Source organism: Klebsiella sp. GB_Kp047 (assembly GCF_040065235.1).
GTDB classification, from domain to species: Bacteria; Pseudomonadota; Gammaproteobacteria; order Enterobacterales; family Enterobacteriaceae; genus Klebsiella; species Klebsiella quasipneumoniae.
On the sequence record NZ_JBEAJG010000008.1, the window covers coordinates 105794 to 122536 of the forward strand.

At 59.6% G+C, this 16743-nt stretch carries 18 protein-coding genes and 1 pseudogene; 5 read left to right on the plus strand and 14 right to left on the minus strand.

The features are described from left to right. Positions 1 to 4: 4 nt before the first annotated feature. The 13 genes and pseudogenes from phnP to ABLV76_RS06350 all read right to left on the minus strand — a co-directional run bounded on the left by phnP (position 5) and on the right by ABLV76_RS06350 (position 9194). Positions 5 to 763 carry a phosphonate metabolism protein PhnP gene (gene phnP, locus ABLV76_RS06290; RefSeq protein ID WP_064795165.1) on the minus strand — a complete coding sequence of 253 codons (759 nt, stop codon included), beginning with the start codon at positions 761 to 763 and terminating at the stop codon, positions 5 to 7. A 15-nt stretch (positions 764 to 778) separates the two neighbouring features. Further along, positions 779 to 1342: a ribose 1,5-bisphosphokinase gene (gene phnN / locus ABLV76_RS06295; RefSeq protein WP_004206368.1), complete on the minus strand. Its 564-nt coding sequence runs from the start codon at positions 1340 to 1342 to the stop codon at positions 779 to 781. Continuing rightward, complete coding sequence (phnM, locus tag ABLV76_RS06300) at positions 1342 to 2478, minus strand: alpha-D-ribose 1-methylphosphonate 5-triphosphate diphosphatase (RefSeq protein WP_050533645.1); 1137 nt, start codon at positions 2476 to 2478, stop codon at positions 1342 to 1344. The genes phnN and phnM overlap by 1 nt, the downstream gene beginning before the upstream one ends. Next, positions 2475 to 3155, minus strand: coding sequence for a phosphonate C-P lyase system protein PhnL (gene phnL / locus ABLV76_RS06305; RefSeq protein ID WP_004206372.1), 681 nt, complete (start codon positions 3153 to 3155; stop codon positions 2475 to 2477). The genes phnM and phnL overlap by 4 nt, the downstream gene beginning before the upstream one ends. Before the next feature lie 107 nt (positions 3156 to 3262). Then, positions 3263 to 4021 carry a phosphonate C-P lyase system protein PhnK gene (gene phnK, locus ABLV76_RS06310; RefSeq protein WP_004206373.1) on the minus strand — a complete coding sequence of 253 codons (759 nt, stop codon included), beginning with the start codon at positions 4019 to 4021 and terminating at the stop codon, positions 3263 to 3265. After that, complete coding sequence (locus ABLV76_RS06315) at positions 4018 to 4866, minus strand: alpha-D-ribose 1-methylphosphonate 5-phosphate C-P-lyase PhnJ (protein ID WP_002885202.1); 849 nt, start codon at positions 4864 to 4866, stop codon at positions 4018 to 4020. Before ABLV76_RS06315 ends, phnK begins: the two co-directional genes overlap by 4 nt. Then, on the minus strand, positions 4859 to 5923 hold the full coding sequence (locus ABLV76_RS06320) for a carbon-phosphorus lyase complex subunit PhnI (protein WP_017900090.1): 1065 nt from the start codon (positions 5921 to 5923) through the stop codon (positions 4859 to 4861). The genes ABLV76_RS06315 and ABLV76_RS06320 overlap by 8 nt, the downstream gene beginning before the upstream one ends. Beyond that, positions 5924 to 6508, minus strand: a complete 585-nt coding sequence (gene phnH / locus ABLV76_RS06325; protein WP_004206375.1) for a phosphonate C-P lyase system protein PhnH — start codon at positions 6506 to 6508, stop codon at positions 5924 to 5926. Further along, on the minus strand, positions 6505 to 6957 hold the full coding sequence (gene phnG / locus ABLV76_RS06330; RefSeq protein WP_004206376.1) for a phosphonate C-P lyase system protein PhnG: 453 nt from the start codon (positions 6955 to 6957) through the stop codon (positions 6505 to 6507). The genes phnH and phnG overlap by 4 nt, the downstream gene beginning before the upstream one ends. Next, a complete protein-coding gene (gene phnF / locus ABLV76_RS06335) occupies positions 6958 to 7683 on the minus strand; it encodes a phosphonate metabolism transcriptional regulator PhnF (RefSeq protein ID WP_004206378.1) in 726 nt (241 codons plus the stop codon). Positions 7684 to 7838: 155 nt separating this feature from the next. Further along, positions 7839 to 8273 carry a VOC family metalloprotein YjdN gene (gene yjdN / locus ABLV76_RS06340; protein ID WP_032456862.1) on the minus strand — a complete coding sequence of 145 codons (435 nt, stop codon included), beginning with the start codon at positions 8271 to 8273 and terminating at the stop codon, positions 7839 to 7841. A gap of 228 nt (positions 8274 to 8501) precedes the next feature. Beyond that, the gene (locus ABLV76_RS06345) at positions 8502 to 8837 is read right to left on the minus strand and encodes a zinc ribbon domain-containing protein YjdM (protein ID WP_004206382.1); all 336 of its coding nucleotides are present in this window, start codon (positions 8835 to 8837) and stop codon (positions 8502 to 8504) included. Positions 8838 to 8924: 87 nt separating this feature from the next. Next, positions 8925 to 9194 (minus strand): annotated as a pseudogene (locus ABLV76_RS06350) (hypothetical protein). A gap of 187 nt (positions 9195 to 9381) precedes the next feature. Here ABLV76_RS06350 and proP point away from each other — a divergent pair. Further along, entirely contained in the window at positions 9382 to 10884 is a 1503-nt protein-coding gene (gene proP, locus ABLV76_RS06355; protein WP_023291673.1) for a glycine betaine/L-proline transporter ProP, read from the plus strand. 49 nt (positions 10885 to 10933) lie between these two features. On the opposite strand, the gene melR is transcribed toward proP, so the two are convergent. Next, entirely contained in the window at positions 10934 to 11872 is a 939-nt protein-coding gene (gene melR / locus ABLV76_RS06360) for a transcriptional regulator MelR (RefSeq protein ID WP_064183848.1), read from the minus strand. 239 nt (positions 11873 to 12111) lie between these two features. Here melR and ABLV76_RS06365 point away from each other — a divergent pair, with 239 nt between their 5' ends. The 4 genes from ABLV76_RS06365 to ABLV76_RS06380 all read left to right on the plus strand — a co-directional run bounded on the left by ABLV76_RS06365 (position 12112) and on the right by ABLV76_RS06380 (position 16585). Then, positions 12112 to 13464, plus strand: a complete 1353-nt coding sequence (locus tag ABLV76_RS06365) for an alpha-glucosidase/alpha-galactosidase (RefSeq protein ID WP_348878234.1) — start codon at positions 12112 to 12114, stop codon at positions 13462 to 13464. Positions 13465 to 13556: 92 nt separating this feature from the next. Beyond that, entirely contained in the window at positions 13557 to 14972 is a 1416-nt protein-coding gene (gene melB, locus ABLV76_RS06370) for a melibiose:sodium transporter MelB (RefSeq protein WP_065878202.1), read from the plus strand. Between the two features lie 275 nt (positions 14973 to 15247). Then, positions 15248 to 16204 carry a plasmid segregation protein ParM domain-containing protein gene (gene parM, locus ABLV76_RS06375; protein ID WP_004177778.1) on the plus strand — a complete coding sequence of 319 codons (957 nt, stop codon included), beginning with the start codon at positions 15248 to 15250 and terminating at the stop codon, positions 16202 to 16204. A 9-nt stretch (positions 16205 to 16213) separates the two neighbouring features. Beyond that, positions 16214 to 16585, plus strand: coding sequence for a plasmid partitioning/stability family protein (locus ABLV76_RS06380; protein WP_049117119.1), 372 nt, complete (start codon positions 16214 to 16216; stop codon positions 16583 to 16585). Positions 16586 to 16743 lie beyond the last annotated feature (158 nt).

Sequence of the window (16743 nt, forward strand, 5' to 3'; positions counted from 1 at the left end):
ACGCCTAATCCAGCACGATTTCCATCCCGTCATAACCCGCTTCGAAACCTTCCGGTAGCGGGTTATCCATCATCCAGACGTCAAACTGATGGCTGATATGGGTGAGGATCACCCGCGGACAGCCTATCGCCTGGTTAAGGGCGCGAACGGTATTGAAATCGTTATGGTTACGCGGGGTCTGCGCCCGCGGCTCATGGCTGCAGTCGATGATCATCGCCTGCGGGCGGTTGCTGAGTAAAAACTTCAGCGTCTTGTCCGGCAGCCCGGCGGTATCCGAGAGCCAGGCTACCCGACTGTGGGCCGACTCCAGCAGATAACCGAAGGTGAGCTTCGAATGGTTGAGCGGCAGGGGCGTTACCCGCAGGCCCTGCAGCTCAAACACCACAAACGGCGTGACGGTATGGCTGAAGTCGAGCAGGCCGGGGTGCTTGAGCAGATCGTCGCAGCCGGCGTCGTCCGGCGGGCCGTAGACCGGGATCGGCGCGCTCACGCCCCAGCGCAGCGGAAACAGCCCCTGCACATGATCCAGGTGATAGTGGGTTAGCAGCACCTGCTGAAAGCTGCCGGCGGGATGATGTTCCATCAGATCCGGTCTGCCGGCGTCCAGCAGCGTCACTGCGCTGTTGAACGTCACCACCCCGCTACAGGGGCGTCGGCGATGGCTTTCCTCGCGGCGGGCGCGGCGGCAGGCCGCGCAATCGCAGCCAAAGGCCGGCACCAGCTGAGCGCCGCCGGTGCCGGTTAAGCGGAGGGTCAGGCTCATCGTGTCACCTTTGGTTTATACCAGCGGATCCGCTTCGCGCACCGCGTGGCTGCGCAGCAGGCGGAAAAATTCATCGACCGATTGTCGGAGACTGCCGTCGTTATTCAGCGTCAGGCAATCGTCCGGCTTATAGCGCGCGGCGCGGTCCAGACGCTGGGCGATATCCACCGCATTTTCCCGGCCGCGCTGCTCCAGCCGCTGGCGCAGCACCGGCGGCGAGACGGCGAGACAGATCGGCACCAGCACCTCGCCGTAGCGTTCCCGCGCCAGCGCCAGATGGGCGCGGGAGCCATTGGCCACCACGTCGAAGCCGGCGTGCAGCCACAGGTCGATCTCCACGCCAATGCCATAGTAAGTATGGTTGGCGTGCCAGCTGAGGGCAAAGAGATGCTGCTCGGCGCGGGTAAAAAATTCATGTTCGCTGAGGGCGATATGGTTTTCGTTACCGGCGTTAAAGGGCCGGGTAATGTAACGATGCGCCACCAGCAGCTGCGGGTGCTCGCGCTGGCGCAGCGCCGCCAGCAGGCTGTCTTTCCCGGAGCCGGAGGGGCCCACCAGCCAGATCAGTTTTCCCGGCATTAAAAGACCCTCCTTCCCTGGCGCCAGACATGGTCGATGTGGACATGCTCGCCGCGACGGTGCGCCAGCACCAGGTCGGCGCGTTTCCCCTCGGCGATGACACCGCGATCGTCAAGGCCCAGCGCCTGCGCCGGATGTTTGCTGACCAGACGGATCGCCTGCGCCAGGGTGAAGGCGTTATCCTCGGCGTCGGCGATGCGGAATGCGGCATCCAGCAGGCTGGCGGGGTAGTAGTCGGAAGAGAGAATGTCGAGCAAACCGTGGTTCGCCAGCTGGTGGGCGGCGACGTTGCCGGAGTGGGAACCGCCGCGCACGATATTCGGCGCCCCCATCAGGACGTGCATCCCGTGCTGACGTGAAGCCTGCGCCGCGGCCAGGGTGGTGGGAAACTCGGCGATGACGCTACCCAGCTGGTGGGATTCAGCCACATGCGCCTCGGTGGCGTCGTCGTGGCTGGCGAGGGCGATACGGCGGGCGCGGCACATGGCGGCGATGGTCTGGCGATTGGGCTGCGACCAGGTGGCGGCCAGAGCCATCTGCTCGGCTTCAAAACGGTCCATTTCGTCATGCGTCAGATGATATTTTCCCTGATAGTAATCGCGGTACTTGCTGCGATCGGCGTACTGACGCTGGCCGGGCGAGTGGTCCATCAGAGAGACCATGCTCACCGACTCGCGGTCGATCAGCTTTTCAAACAGCGGCAGCGTGGTGTGATGCGGCAGCTCGCAGCGCAGGTGCAGACGGTGCTCTGCGCGGTTAAGACCGCGCTTTTGCGTCTCTTCCACCGCATTGACCATCTTCTCCAGATTCTCAAGACGATCGCCGCCATCGCGCACGTCGCCAATCGCCACGGCGTCCAGCACGGTGGTGATGCCGCTGGCGACCATCATTGCGTCGTGGCTGCTCATCGCCGAGTGGGCCGGCCAGTCTACCTTCGGCCGCGGGGTAAAGAACTTGTCGAGGTTATCGGTATGCAGCTCGATAAGGCCCGGCAGCAGCCAGCCGCCTTCCCCATCCAGCGCCTGCGGCAGCCGGCTCTGGCTTTCAGCGAAGGCGAGAATGCGACCGTCCTGGACTTCCAGCGAACCGTGGACCACGTCATCGTCGAGAACCAGTTTTACGTTATTGATAATCATGCTGTTATTCCCATGGGGTGCAGCCGGTCGGCGACCTGACGGCGTACCCCTTCGTCATGGAAAATCCCGACGATGGCCGCGCCGCGCGCTTTGGCATCGTGGATCAGGTCGACCACGGCAGCACTGTTTTTGCCATCCAGTGAGGCGGTGGGTTCATCGAGGAGCAGGATCGGATAGTCGACCGCAAAACCGCGGGCGATATTGACCCGTTGCTGTTCGCCGCCGGAAAAGGTCGACGGCGCAAGGTGCCACAGACGTTGCGGAACGTTGAGGCGGGTCAGCAGCTGGGCGGCTTTGGCGGCGCTCGCTTCACGCGGCGTCCCGAGATCGAGCAGCGGCTGCATCACCACCTCCAGCGCCGAAATACGCGGGATCACCCGTAGAAACTGGCTGACCCAGCCGATGGTGGTTTTGCGCACTTCCAGCACCTTGCGCGGCGTGGCGGTGACCAGGTCCACCCATTCGTCGCCGTGGCGGATATGAATATGGCCGCTGTCCGGCAGATAGTTGGCGTACAGCGAACGCAGCAGGGTCGATTTGCCGCTGCCGGAGTGACCGTGGAGCACCACGCACTCCCCGGCGTTAACGGTCAGCGAGGCGTCGGCCAGCACGGGCAGACGCACGCCGTGCTGCTGGTGCAGAACAAAGGTTTTATGGACGTTTTCAACGCGGATCATGTTAGCTCTCACGAGGTTGGGTTGCCGGGTGGCGCTTCGCTTACCCGGCCTACGAATAACGCACCTGTGGGCCGGGTAAGGCGCAGCCGCCACCCGGCAAAACAGCATTAATTCTGCAACACCGACGACACCAGCAGCTGGGTATAAGGATGGTGCGGATCGTCGAGCACCCGGTCGGTTAAGCCACTTTCCACCACCTGGCCCTGCTTCATTACCAGCAGTCGGTTCGCCAGCAGGCGGGCGACGCCGAGATCGTGGGTAACAATCACTACCGCCAGATTCAGCTCCACCGCCAGGCCACGCAGCAGATCAAGCAGCCGCGCCTGCACGGACACATCCAGCCCGCCGGTGGGTTCATCCATAAACACCAGCTTCGGCTGGGTGACCAGATTGCGGGCAATCTGCAGACGCTGCTGCATGCCGCCGGAGAAGGTGGTGGGCAGGTCGTCGATGCGCGAGGGCGGGATCTCCACCTCCTGCAGCCACTTTTCAGCGGTGGCGCGAATGTTGCCGTAGTGGCGGGCGCCGGTGGCCATCAGCCGTTCGCCGATGTTGCCCCCGGCGGAGACCTGGCGACGCAGACCGTCCATTGGGTGCTGATGCACCACCCCCCATTCGGTGCGCAGCAGGCGGCGGCGTTCGGCTTCGCTCATGGCGTACAGCGAGCGCTGCTGGTACAGCACCTCGCCCCGCTGCGGCGTCAGGCGGGCGGAGATTGCCTTCAGCAGGGTGGTTTTACCGGAGCCGGACTCGCCGACGATGCCGAGCACTTCTCCCGGCCACAGCTCGAAGGAGACATCGCGAAAACCTTTATCCGGGGCGTAGAGATGGGTCAGGTTATTCACAGCAAGTAATGGCTGGTTCATTTTTTCTGCCCCTCGCTCTGCTGGCGGCAATAGTCGGTATCGGAGCAGACAAACATCCGCTGGCCGCTGTCATCCAGCACCACTTCGTCGAGGTAGCTGTGGCGCGAGCCGCAGATGGCGCAGGGTTCATCCCACTCCTGGACGGTAAATGGGTGGTCGTCGAAATCGAGACTCTCCACCGGGGTATAGGGCGGCACGGCGTAGATCCGCTTTTCGCGCCCGGCGCCGAACAGCTGCAGCGCCGGCATCATATGCATTTTCGGGTTATCGAATTTCGGGATCGGCGAGGGATCCATCACGTAGCGGCCATTGACCTTCACCGGGTAGGCGTAGGTGGTGGCGATATGGCCGAAGCGGGCGATATCTTCATACAGTTTCACCTGCATCACGCCGTACTCTTCCAGGGCGTGCATGGTGCGGGTTTCGGTTTCACGCGGCTCGATAAAGCGCAGCGGCTCCGGGATCGGCACCTGGTAGATCAGGATCTGATCCTCCACCAGCGGCGTCTCCGGGATGCGATGGCGGGTCTGGATCAGGGTGGCGTCTTCGGTACGCTCGGTGGTGGCGACGCCGGTAACACGCTTAAAGAACTGACGAATCGACACCGCGTTGGTGGTGTCATCGGCGCCCTGGTCAATCACCTTCAGCACGTCGTTCTCGCCGATGACGCTGGCGGTCAACTGGATGCCGCCAGTGCCCCAGCCGTAGGGCATCGGCATTTCGCGACCGCCGAACGGCACCTGGTAGCCGGGAATGGCTACCGCTTTGAGAATAGCCCGGCGGATCATGCGCTTGGTTTGCTCGTCGAGATAAGCAAAGTTATAGCCAGTCAGTGGGTTAGCCACGTTCGTTCTCCCGTTGCAGGCGTTTCAGCAGCGCCAGTTCGGCCTGGAAATCGACATAGTGCGGCAGCTTCAGATGCGAGACGAAGCCGGCGGCTTCAACGTTATCGGCGTGGGCCAGCACAAACTCTTCATCCTGGGCGGGACCGGCAATCTCTTCGTCATAGTCCGCCGCCTGCAGGGCGCGGTCGACGAGGGCCATGGCCATCGCTTTGCGCTCGCTCATGCCGAAGGTCAGACCGTAGCCGCGGGTGAAGTGCGGCGGCTCATCCTGCGGGGCGACGAAGCCGTTGACCATTTCGCATTCGGTGAGCAGCAGCTCGCCAATATTGACGCTAAAGCCCAGCTCTTCCGGGACAATCTCCACCTGCACGTAGCCGCTGCGGATCTCGCCGGCAAACGGATGGTTGCGGCCATAGCCGCGCTGAGTCGAATAGGCCAGCGCCAGCAGGTAGCCTTCATCGCCGCGCATTAGCTGCTGCAGGCGCGAAGAACGTGAGCAGGGGTAGACCGGCGGGGTGCGGGTGATATCGTCGGGCGGTGTGCCGCGATCTTCCTCGGCCTTCGCCAGACCCTGCTGCGTGAGCAGGCTAAAGACGTGCGGCGTCGGCTGCGTGTCGCACTCGGCTTGCTGCACAGAAGGCGCTTCGCCGTTTGCCAGCAGGGTAAAATCGAGCAGGCGGTGGGTGTAGTCGTAAGTGGGGCCCAGCAGCTGGCCGCCGGGGATATCTTTGTACACTGCCGAGATGCGGCGTTCGAGACGCATTTTGGCGGTGTCGATCGGTTCGCTAACCGCCAGCCGCGGCAGGGTGGTGCGGTAGGCGCGCAGCAGGAAGATCGCTTCGACGTTATCGCCGCTGGCCTGTTTGAGCGCCAGCGCCGCCAGTTCGCGGTCGGCGATGCCGCCCTCGGTCATCACCCGGTCCACCGCCAGATTGAGCTGTTCGCCTATCTGGTCAACGCTCAGTTCGGGAAGCCGTCCATCGCCCCGTCGTTTCTGTTCCTGTAAGGCGTGAGCGGCGCGGATCGCCTTCTCGCCGCCCTTGACGGCAACGTACATTTAGCAAACCTCCACGTGAGTGGTGCGCGGGATCGCCAGCAGGCGCTCGCCGCAGGTGAGGATCAGATCAATGCCCAGCGGGAACGGGTGTGGGCGCTCCGTCAGTTCGTCAATGATGCAGTCCGGCAGCTGAGGGGCGATCATTCGCTCTTCGGCAATGCCCGCCCCGGTCAGGCGCAGCATGCGTCCGCCGCTAAGGCTGGCGAGCTGAACGATCAGCGTGACGCCGGTCTCCGGGGCGGTGACGGTGCCAGCGGAGAGGACGTTGAGCTGCTCGGCGCTGATGCCGTCATTGGCGACGGCAAAGACCGCCTGCTGCGGCTGGTCCACCAGCGGCGCGCCGGTATGAAAGCGCAGATTCTGTCCCACCAGATCGTTATGCAGAGCGCTGGCGAGCCAGACCGGCGTTTCGTGATCGGCAAGGGTCAATAGCAGGCTGGTGGAAGCGACGTTCAGCGGCTGCCAGCCGTGCTGTAACTGCTGCAGGGAGACAATCACCCCCGGCTCGCTCATCGCTTTCAGCAGGCGACGAAAACTGTGTTGGGCATCCTGCACAGCCAGGGAAAAAGCGGGTTGTAAGGTCATGCGTTATCTCCGCGAACCAGGGTAAAGAAGTCGACCCGGCTGGCGTTGACTTCGGCGCGTCGGGCTTCAATGCGCGCGCTGCGTAGCGCTTCCAGCGGGGTTATCAGGGTTTCCATTAAATTGTGAAAATGGCGGGGTGACTGCAGCAGGGCGTCGATGGCCGCGCAGCGTTCGGCGTGCGGGCGGTCGCGGCCTAAGATCCAGCTGTAGCCGAGCGTTCCGTCGGCCAGACGTACCGCGGCGCGGGTGAGCGTGGCGTCGCCGGCGAAGAAACGGTCGCCGATACCGCCCATCCGGGCCTGAAGCTGCACCAGGCCAGTCTCGGGAGTGCGGATCAGTTCATACTCCGGCGCCAGCTGCAGGGAGTGCATGCGCGCCAGAAGATCTTGCGGTTCACTGTGGGCCAGCACGGACATCCAGCGCTGGCGGGTGGCGGTATCGAAGTGCATTCAGTGCTCCATGGTGAATTCAATCATGTCGGCGCGGGTGAGGCTGACGGAGTATTCGGTGGCGGCCTGCTCGCCCTGGCGGCTGTTGAGGGTGCGGACGCAGAGCAGCGGCGCCATATTGGGGATCTCCAGCAGTTTGCTCTCTTTCGCCTGTGCGCGACGGGCGCTGATTTTGGTGCGCACCCGGGTCAGTTCGACGTCAAGCCGATCGCGCAGCAGGTCGTGCAGCGAGCCGTGGCTGAAGGTCTGTAACACCGGCCAGAAGCGCAGGTCGGCGAAGTAGTGGTCAATCAGGCACAGGGCGACGCCATTGACCCGGCGCAGGGTGCGCAGATGAATGACGTTCTCGCCCTCGCTAATACCAAAGGCTTCGGCAACGTGCGCGCTGGCGGGGCGCAGTACCGACAGCAGTTTTTCGCTGGTGGGATCGCTGCCTTGTTCCAGCAGGTTTTGGCTGAAACGCGCCTGGGCGTTGAGCGGGTAATCGATCGGCCGCATCAGCACCAGCACGCCCACGCCCTGACGGCGTTGTACCCAGCCGCGCTCAACCAGCTGGTCGATCGCCCGGCGCAGGGTGTGGCGGTTAACGTCGAAGCGCGTCGCCAGCTGCTGCTCGGCGGGCAGATAGTCACCGCAGCGATAGTGGTGGCGCAACTCCTGCTCAAGCCGGGCGGCGATTTCCTGATAGCGCGTGGGATAACTGGTCGGATGTCTGGACAGGTGCATGGTTATCAAGCCTCACACAGCATAGGCGAGGAGCTTCCTCGCGTTGTGAGCCGATCCTGACCGGTTTATGTTGCAGTTCGGTTAAGTGATGATGACTAAAGGATGAAGAGTTAATGCCAGACGGATGACAGGGCGGCCAGGCCGCCCTGGCGGGGTCAGCCTTGTTTGACCACGTTGATCATCCAGGGAACGCCAAAGCGATCCACGACTTTGCCGAAGCCGTGGGCCCAGAAGGTTTCCTGCCAGGCCATCTCAATGCGTCCGCCGACCGCCAGCGCTTCGAACCAGCGCTGACCTTCAGCGACATCCCTGGGATCGAGGACGAGGGTGAAGCCGGCGTAGTGTTCATCGGGCCCGAAGGCGCTGTCGCTTAGCATCAGCTCGCCGTTGCCGATGCGCAGGCTGGCGTGGGCGATGGCGTCATTCGCCATCTTCTGGCCAGACGGGCAGCCGTCAGAGGCTTCCTGCGCCGAAGGCGGCATTTCGCCAAAGGTCATTTTAAACATCAGCTCCGCGCCCAGCGTCTGCTGATAGAAAGCGATCGCCTCGGCGCAGTTGCCCGCAAAGGCAAGGTAGGGACTTAAGGACATGGTGAATACCTCAGTGACCGTAACCCGTAAAGCGTAGTCGCCCGCAGCGGGATTGAGCCAGACGGCAGCGCGAAAATGGGGGTGGGAATACCGCTGCAGGGGGCAGCATAAATAGCGGCGGCTGGCCGGATAAATAACCGGATACGCAGGGAGGCGAGGGACCGTCAGGATATCGGGAGCGGCGACGGCGATAGGGGAAAATAATCGCGTCGCCTGCCCGGAAATAAATCAGTTCTTTTTGACGAATTCAGATTTCAGCTTCATCGGGCCAAAACCGTCAATTTTGCAGTCAATATTGTGATCGCCTTCGACCAGGCGGATATTCTTCACTTTGGTGCCGATTTTCAGCATCGAAGAGCTGCCTTTAACCTTCAGATCCTTCACTACCGTGACGCTGTCGCCATCGGCCAGTAAATTGCCGTTGGCATCTTTAACGATCAGAACGTCGGTTTCTTCCGTGGCTTCGGCAGGGTTCCACTCATGGGCGCATTCCGGGCAGATGTACATGCCGTTGTCTTCATAAGTGTAAGTCGAATCGCATTTTGGGCAGTGTGGCAGTTGCATGACGTTCCTCGTGATGTCGTCGAAAAACAGGACGTTGGTCCTTTAAACAGCGGCTGAGAGCCGAAAGTGGGTGTGATTATAGCGCAATCACCCACTTTTGTCGGGTGTTTTTTTGATAAAAAATAGCCGTGGTGTTATTCCGGGAAGAAGCGAATAAACGCTGAAATTAACCGCCCGAGGTGGAGCAAAATCGACGAAATAATTTCCGGGCGATCGGCAGGAAATGAACTTATTTATTTTTCGACACTCTGTAATTAGGCGGTAAATTTATGTGAAGTTGATCGCAGATATAAACACTGTTAGGGTAAAAAAGGGGAGCAGGTCAATTTCATCAATTATCACGATGAGCCGCTCTATTTATTCACCAGTAGCCAGAGCAGGCGTCAACAGGTTCGGTTGTACATTCTGTCAGCAGACAGTGCAGGCAAACCTGCTACGCTTGAAATGAGGAGCACAGCAATTCACCGCTCCTGACGCACGATGCGAATGGCTTTGCCATTCGGCGAAGAGGCGTGCACTCAAGGCGGAGTAGCAGAGGAAAAATATGCTTAAAAGGAAAAAAATAAAGCCCATCACCCTTAAGGATGTGACCATCATCGACGATGGTAAACTGAAAAAGGCGATCACCGCGGCCTCCCTGGGCAACGCGATGGAGTGGTTCGATTTCGGCGTCTACGGCTTTGTGGCCTACGCCTTAGGTAAAGTCTTCTTCCCCGATGCCAACCCAAGCGTGCAGATGATTGCCGCACTCGGCACCTTTTCCGTTCCATTTTTAATTCGTCCGTTAGGCGGCCTGTTCTTCGGGATGCTGGGCGATAAATATGGTCGGCAGAAAATTCTCGCGATAACTATCGTGATCATGTCGATAAGTACTTTCTGTATCGGCCTTATTCCTTCGTATGCCACGATAGGTATCTGGGCGCCGATCCTGCTGCTGCTGTGTAAAATGGCGCAGGGCTTCTCGGTCGGTGGTGAATATACCGGGGCATCGATCTTCGTCGCGGAATACTCCCCTGACCGTAAACGCGGGTTTATGGGCAGCTGGCTGGACTTTGGCTCCATCGCCGGGTTTGTGATGGGGGCTGGCGTGGTGGTCCTGATCTCCAGCGTAGTGGGGGAACAGAACTTCCTTGAGTGGGGTTGGCGTATCCCGTTCTTCCTGGCGCTGCCGTTAGGCATCATCGGGCTCTATCTGCGCCATGCGCTGGAAGAAACCCCGGCGTTCCAGCAGCATGTGGACACCATGGAGCAGGGCGACCGTGAAGGTCTGCAGGACGGGCCGAAGGTCTCCTTTAAAGAGATTGCCACTAAGCACTGGCGCAGCCTGCTGACCTGTATCGGTCTGGTGATTTCCACTAACGTGACCTATTACATGCTGCTGACCTACATGCCGAGCTACCTGTCGCATAACCTGCACTACTCGGAAGACCATGGGGTGCTGATCATCATCGCCATCATGGTCGGGATGCTGTTTGTGCAGCCGGTTATCGGCATGCTCAGCGACCGCTTCGGCCGCCGTCCGTTTATCCTGATTGGTAGCGTGGCGCTGTTTGCCCTGTCGATCCCGGCCTTCATTATGATCAACAGCAACGTGACGAGCCTGATCTTCGCCGGTCTGCTGCTGCTGGCGGTGGTGCTGAACTGCTTTATCGGCGTGATGGCCTCATCGCTGCCGGCGATGTTCCCGACCCACATCCGCTTCAGCGCTCTGGCCAGCGCCTTTAACATCTCGGTGCTGATTGCCGGTCTGACGCCAACCCTGGCGGCGTGGCTGGTGGAGACCACCCAGAACCTGATGATGCCGGCATACTACCTGATGGTGATCGCGGTGGTGGGTATGGCGACGGGCCTGTCGATGAAAGAGACGGCTAACCGTCCGCTGAAAGGGGCGACCCCGGCGGCGTCGGATATTCAGGAAGCGAAAGAAATCCTTGGCGAGCACTACGATAACATCGAACAAAAAATCGAAGATATCGATCAGGAGATCGCCGATCTGCAGGCAAAACGGTCGCGTCTGGTGCAGCAGCATCCGCGTATCAACGACTAACTGTTTTCACTGCTAATCATGCCGCCTGGGGAAACCCCGGCGGCATTTTTTATGCCTCCGGCAAGGCCAGACCGTGACGACGCTGTTGGCTAAGTTTACGGTACTGCTGCGGCGGCATCCCCACGTAGCGGGTAAAGGTGCTGTAGAAACGGCTGCTGGAGCGGAAACCGGCGGTGAGGGCGATATCCAGGATGGTCTTGTCGGTATCGCTCAGCAGCGCCCGCACGTGATTGATACGCATGGCGGTAATGTACTGCTTCATGGTTTGCTGCATCACTCTCTGGAATACCCCCATCGCATAGTTCGGGTTGAGCTTAACGTGCTCGGCGACGGCATTGACGGTCAGCGCCTGGTCGTAGTGGGCGGCGATAAATTCCAGCATCTGGCTGACATAAAACTGCGCATGGCGCGAGACGCTGTTCTTATGGGTGCGCGAGGTTTTGTTGACCAGAATCGGCTGCCAGCCGGCGAGGCTCAGCCGCTTCAGCATCAGGGCGATTTCATCGATCGCCAGCTGGCGAATCTGTTCATTGTCGTGGTTCAGCTCCTGCTGCCAGCGGCGCACCTCGAAGGCGCTCAGCTGCTGGGCGGCGAGGGATTTAATCACCATCCCGTGAGTGACGTGGTTGATCAGCTCCCGGTCCAGCGGCCATGAGAGAAACAGATGCATCGGCAGGTTAAAGATCGCCATCTGCTGGCAATCCCCCGGGCGGGTCAACTGATGCGGCGTACAGGCCCAGAACAGAGTGATATAGCCTTTCTCTATGCGCACCACTTCGTTATTAATCAAATATTCCACGTCGCCATCGAACGGCACGTTGACCTCCACCTGGCCATGCCAGTGGCTGGTAGGCATGGCGTGCGGCGGGCGCAGCTCGATATCCATACGCTGATACTCAGAGTAGAGCGCCAGCGGGCTGCGGCTCTGCTTTTCATCGCTGCTGCACATAAAGGGATCGGGGGGCATGGAGGTGAAGCGGTATTCCATCGTTAGCGTATTCCTGAATTGTCAGAGTGGCTGCATTTTTCGCCAGAACTGACGACAGCTTAGCGGAAGAATCGGCCCATTTTCTCTCCTTTTTGCGCAATCTGTTCCCGAAAACTCAGATTTTGTGGCGCTTAATGGCCGATCTGAGCTTTCGGGAATGCTCCGGTTGGAACAGGGCAGCGCAACGCTGAACGGCGTGCCACTCTGCAAGGGTTCAATGACCTGATGGAGAGAGCGTAATGACCGCCCCAAAAATTACCTTTATCGGCGCCGGTTCGACGGTGTTCGTTAAAAATATTCTCGGTGATGTTTTCCAGCGCCCGGCGCTGAAATCGGCGCATGTCGCGCTGATGGATATCGATGACACCCGGCTGGAAGAGTCGCATACCGTGGTGCGCAAGCTGATGGATTCCGTCGGCGCGAAGGGCGAAATCAGCTGCCATCGCGATCGCAAAACCGCCCTGCAGGGCGCTGATTTCGTTGTGGTCGCCTTCCAGATTGGCGGCTATGAGCCCTGTACCGTCACTGATTTTGAGGTCTGTAAACGCCATGGCCTGGAGCAGACCATCGCCGATACGCTGGGTCCGGGGGGCATTATGCGCGCCCTGCGCACCATACCTCATCTATGGGCTATCTGCGACGACATGACCGAGGTCTGCCCGGACGCCACCCTGCTTAACTACGTCAACCCAATGGCGATGAACACCTGGGCCATCTACGCCCGCTACCCGCATATTAAACAGGTTGGCCTGTGCCACTCGGTGCAGGGAACGGCGGAAGAACTGGCGCGCGATCTTGACCTCAACCCGGCGGATTTACGCTACCGCTGCGCCGGGATCAACCATATGGCATTCTATCTCTCGCTGGAGAAAAAGCTCGCCGACGGCAGCTATGTCAACCTTTATCCCGACCTGCTGCAGGCCTACGCTGACGGGCGCGCGCCGAAGCCTAACCTGCACGGCAACCCGCGCTGCGAAAACATCGTCCGCTATGAGATGTTCAAAAAGCTCGGCTACTTTGTGACCGAGTCGTCGGAGCATTTTGCCGAATACACGCCATGGTTTATCAAGCCGGGCCGCGAGGACCTTATCGCCCGCTATAAAGTGCCGCTGGATGAATACCCGAAACGCTGCGTCGAGCAACTGGCCAACTGGCATCAGGAGCTGGAGAGCTATCAGCGCGGCGAGCGCATCGAGGTGAAGCCATCCCGCGAGTATGCCAGCACCATCATGAACGCCATCTGGACCGGCGAGCCAAGCGTGGTGTATGGCAACGTGCGCAATGACGGCCTTATCGACAACCTGCCGCAGGGCTGCTGCGTGGAAGTGGCTTGCCTGGTGGACGCCAACGGCATTCAGCCGACCAAAGTGGGCGCGCTGCCGGCGCATCTGGCGGCGTTGATGCAGACCAATATCAACGTGCAGACGCTGCTTACGGAGGCGAACCTCACCGAAAATCGCGATTACGTCTATTACGCCACGATGATGGATCCGCACACCGCCGCGGTGTTGGGGATCGAAGAGATCTACGCGCTGGTGGACGATCTGATCGCCAGCCACGGCGACTGGCTGCCGGCCTGGCTGCATCGTTAATCTTCTCATGCCGCCGGGGGCAACGACCCGGCGGCGCCCTGCATGCTCTATCAAACACTGAAGGAGGCGCTGGCGACAGCGACCTGTACCCTATGAGTATTTCAATGACAACAAAGCTCAGCTACGGATTTGGTGCCTTTGGTAAAGATTTCGCTATCGGTATCGTCTACATGTACCTGATGTATTACTACACCGATATTGTTGGACTGTCGGTTGGGGTGGTCGGCACCCTGTTTCTGGTGGCGCGGATCCTCGATGCGATAGCCGATCCGATCATGGGGTGGATCGTGAATTGTACGCGATCGCGATGGGGAAAATTCAAACCGTGGATCCTGATCGGCACGATAACCAACTCGGTGGTGCTGTATATGCTGTTCAGCGCCCATCACTTCTCCGGCGGGGCGTTACTGGCATGGGTGTGGCTAACCTACCTGCTGTGGGGGTTCACCTACACCATCATGGATGTGCCGTTCTGGTCGCTGGTGCCGACTATTACCCTCGATAAGCGCGAACGTGAACAGCTGGTGCCCTATCCACGCTTTTTCGCCAGCCTGGCGGGATTCGTTACTGCCGGCGTCACGCTGCCGTTTGTCAGCGCCGTGGGCGGCGCCGACCGCGGTTTCGGTTTCCAGATGTTCACCCTGGTGTTGATCGCCTTCTTCGTAGTTTCCACCCTCGTCACTCTGCGCAACGTCCACGAGGTTTACTCCTCGGATAGCGGCGTGAGCGAGGATGCCAGCCATCTCTCACTGCGCCAGATGGTGGCGCTGATCTATAAAAACGATCAGCTGGCCTGCCTGTTGGGCATGGCGCTGGCTTATAACACGGCGGCAAATATTATCGCGGGCTTTGCGATTTACTACTTTACCTACGTGATTGGCAGCGCAGAGATGTTCCCGTATTACATGTCCTACGCCGGCGCGGCGAACCTGCTGACCTTAGTGCTGTTTCCGCGGCTGGTGAAAGGGCTGTCGCGGCGCATTCTGTGGGCGGGCGCTTCGATCATGCCGGTGCTGGGCTGCGGCGTGCTGTTGCTGATGGCGCTGAGCGGGGTCTACAACGTCGCGCTTATTTCGCTGGCTGGGGTGCTGTTGAATATCGGTACCGCGCTGTTCTGGGTGCTGCAGGTTATTATGGTGGCCGATACCGTCGACTACGGCGAATATACGATGAACATCCGCTGCGAAAGTATCGCCTATTCGGTGCAGACGCTGGTGGTGAAAGCGGGCTCGGCGTTCGCGGCCTGGTTTATCGCCATCGTGCTCGGTATCATCGGTTACGTGCCGAATGTGGCCCAGTCGTCCCAGACGCTGCTGGGGATGCAGGCGATTATGATTGCGCTGCCGACGCTCTTTTTTGCCCTGACGCTGTTGCTCTATTTCCGCTATTACAAGCTCAACGGCGATATGCTGCGTCGTATTCAGATTCACCTGCTGGATAAATATCGCCGGGTACCGGAAAATGTGGCTGAGCCGGAACGGCCCATTGTGGTACCCAACCAGGTGTAAAAAGCGTTCAAAAACCGCTGACGAAAGAGGGGAGGGATGCTCTCTTTTTGGGCAAAAATGAGCGTCGAAAACGGGCAAAAAGAGAAAAACGTATTTCTCTAATTTGCCTCAAAATGGTCTCTTTTTATGCGCACGGAGTTGCTATTGGCTCCATTTGTTCTCAAATAAAACTCAGAATTGTCTCTTTTTCGTGCTCTTGCGCTGCTTTTTAACTCTTGCTACGCTTGTTGGGTGTTACATTTTTCTCTTATTTGTCTCAGTGATGGAGCAATGCGATGCGCATTTTTATCGATGATGGTTCAACCAATATCAAAATGCTGTGGGAGCAAGATGGCGAAACTTTCACCCATATCAGCCCCAACAGTTTTAAACGCGGCTGGTCTGCCACCTTCGGTTCCGGGAAGCCTTTTAACTACACCGTGGATGATGAAAAGTACTCATTCGACCTGATCACCCCCGATGCGCTCCCGACCAATAATATTGACTGGCAGTACAGCCCGTTGAACTCCATCGCTGTCCATCACGCGCTGCTGACCAGCGGTCTTGAGCCACAGGACGTCGAAATCGTCGTGACGCTGCCGCTGACTGAATTTTATGACGAGGATGCGCAATATCGCCTCGACAACATTGAGCGTAAGAAAAAGAGCCTGCTGCGCGAAGTTAAACTGAATAAAGGCGTGGTGTTCAATATCACCAAAGTCACCGTGCGCCCGGAATCGATTCCGGCGGGCATTAGCCTGTGCGATGAACTCAAGCCCTCCCATTCGGTGCTGATTATCGACCTCGGCGGCACCACGCTCGATATCTCGATGGTCGCCGGGCAGATGACCTCGGTTTCGCGCATTTACGGCGACCCGAAGCTGGGCGTATCGCTGGTGACCGACGCCGTTAAGCTGGCGCTGGCGCGGGCGAATACCGATACCTCAAGCTATAACGTCGACCAGATCATTATCAATCGCCACGACGAAGAGTATCTGACCGATAACATTAACGATCCGGATGCGGTTTCTGAGGTGAAGAAGGTGATCAATAACAGCATCGAACGTCTGACCACCCGCGTCCTGACGGCTATCGATAGCTTTAAAGGCTACTCGCATGCCATCGTGATTGGCGGCGGCGCGCCGCTGGTGGCCGATGCCATTCGTGAACGTATGGGCCTGCGTGAGGACCGTTTCGTGGTGGCTGAAGAGCCGCAGTTCGCCCTGGTGCGTGGTCTGAAAATTATTGGCTAAGGAGCGTCTATGACTCTGGATCGCAGAAAAGTGCTGATTTACCTGCGCCCGGATATCAGCGCCAGCGAGCGCTTCGCGGACGCAAAAATTGAGGCCCACCACCGCGGCGACCGCGGCGATATGTCGCGCACGGCGCTGCTGGCGGGGCTGGCGTTAGGGGAAGTCGATAGCCGCTTGCCGTCGATGCTGGCGGCGCTGCTGGCGGAAGACACGAAACCGGAAACGCTGCGCAAGATGCTGGCCTCGTTCCTTGAGATCCAGCCGGCCTCTTCCGCCCCGACAGCCGCACCAGCGGCCGCCCCGGCTAAGGCGCCGGAGCCGCCCGCGCCGGTGAGCGAGAGCGTTTCGGCGCGCAACCTCGCCGGTTCGCTGCCGGATTAAGCGCTTTCCCCGACGGCGCTGCGCTTGCGCGGGCCTACAAATCCAGTGCAAAGGGTGGGCCCGATGTCATTTGTAGGCCGGGTCAGGCGTAGCCGCCACCCGGCGCGAAGACGGTGCCATCTCGGTGACCATGCCCGGCGGCGCTGCGCTTGCGCGGG

Coding starts and splice junctions, on each gene's coding strand:
- phnP (WP_064795165.1), bottom strand. CDS start 763: ATGAGCCTGACCCTCCGCTTAACCGGCACCGGCGGCGCTCAGCTGGTG.
- phnN (WP_004206368.1), bottom strand. CDS start 1,342: ATGCCGGGAAAACTGATCTGGCTGGTGGGCCCCTCCGGCTCCGGGAAA.
- phnM (WP_050533645.1), bottom strand. CDS start 2,478: ATGATTATCAATAACGTAAAACTGGTTCTCGACGATGACGTGGTCCAC.
- phnL (WP_004206372.1), bottom strand. CDS start 3,155: ATGATCCGCGTTGAAAACGTCCATAAAACCTTTGTTCTGCACCAGCAG.
- phnK (WP_004206373.1), bottom strand. CDS start 4,021: ATGAACCAGCCATTACTTGCTGTGAATAACCTGACCCATCTCTACGCC.
- ABLV76_RS06320 (WP_017900090.1), bottom strand. CDS start 5,923: ATGTACGTTGCCGTCAAGGGCGGCGAGAAGGCGATCCGCGCCGCTCAC.
- phnH (WP_004206375.1), bottom strand. CDS start 6,508: ATGACCTTACAACCCGCTTTTTCCCTGGCTGTGCAGGATGCCCAACAC.
- phnG (WP_004206376.1), bottom strand. CDS start 6,957: ATGCACTTCGATACCGCCACCCGCCAGCGCTGGATGTCCGTGCTGGCC.
- phnF (WP_004206378.1), bottom strand. CDS start 7,683: ATGCACCTGTCCAGACATCCGACCAGTTATCCCACGCGCTATCAGGAA.
- yjdN (WP_032456862.1), bottom strand. CDS start 8,273: ATGTCCTTAAGTCCCTACCTTGCCTTTGCGGGCAACTGCGCCGAGGCG.
- ABLV76_RS06345 (WP_004206382.1), bottom strand. CDS start 8,837: ATGCAACTGCCACACTGCCCAAAATGCGATTCGACTTACACTTATGAA.
- proP (WP_023291673.1), top strand. CDS start 9,382: ATGCTTAAAAGGAAAAAAATAAAGCCCATCACCCTTAAGGATGTGACC.
- melR (WP_064183848.1), bottom strand. CDS start 11,872: ATGGAATACCGCTTCACCTCCATGCCCCCCGATCCCTTTATGTGCAGC.
- ABLV76_RS06365 (WP_348878234.1), top strand. CDS start 12,112: ATGACCGCCCCAAAAATTACCTTTATCGGCGCCGGTTCGACGGTGTTC.
- melB (WP_065878202.1), top strand. CDS start 13,557: ATGAGTATTTCAATGACAACAAAGCTCAGCTACGGATTTGGTGCCTTT.
- parM (WP_004177778.1), top strand. CDS start 15,248: ATGCGCATTTTTATCGATGATGGTTCAACCAATATCAAAATGCTGTGG.
- ABLV76_RS06380 (WP_049117119.1), top strand. CDS start 16,214: ATGACTCTGGATCGCAGAAAAGTGCTGATTTACCTGCGCCCGGATATC.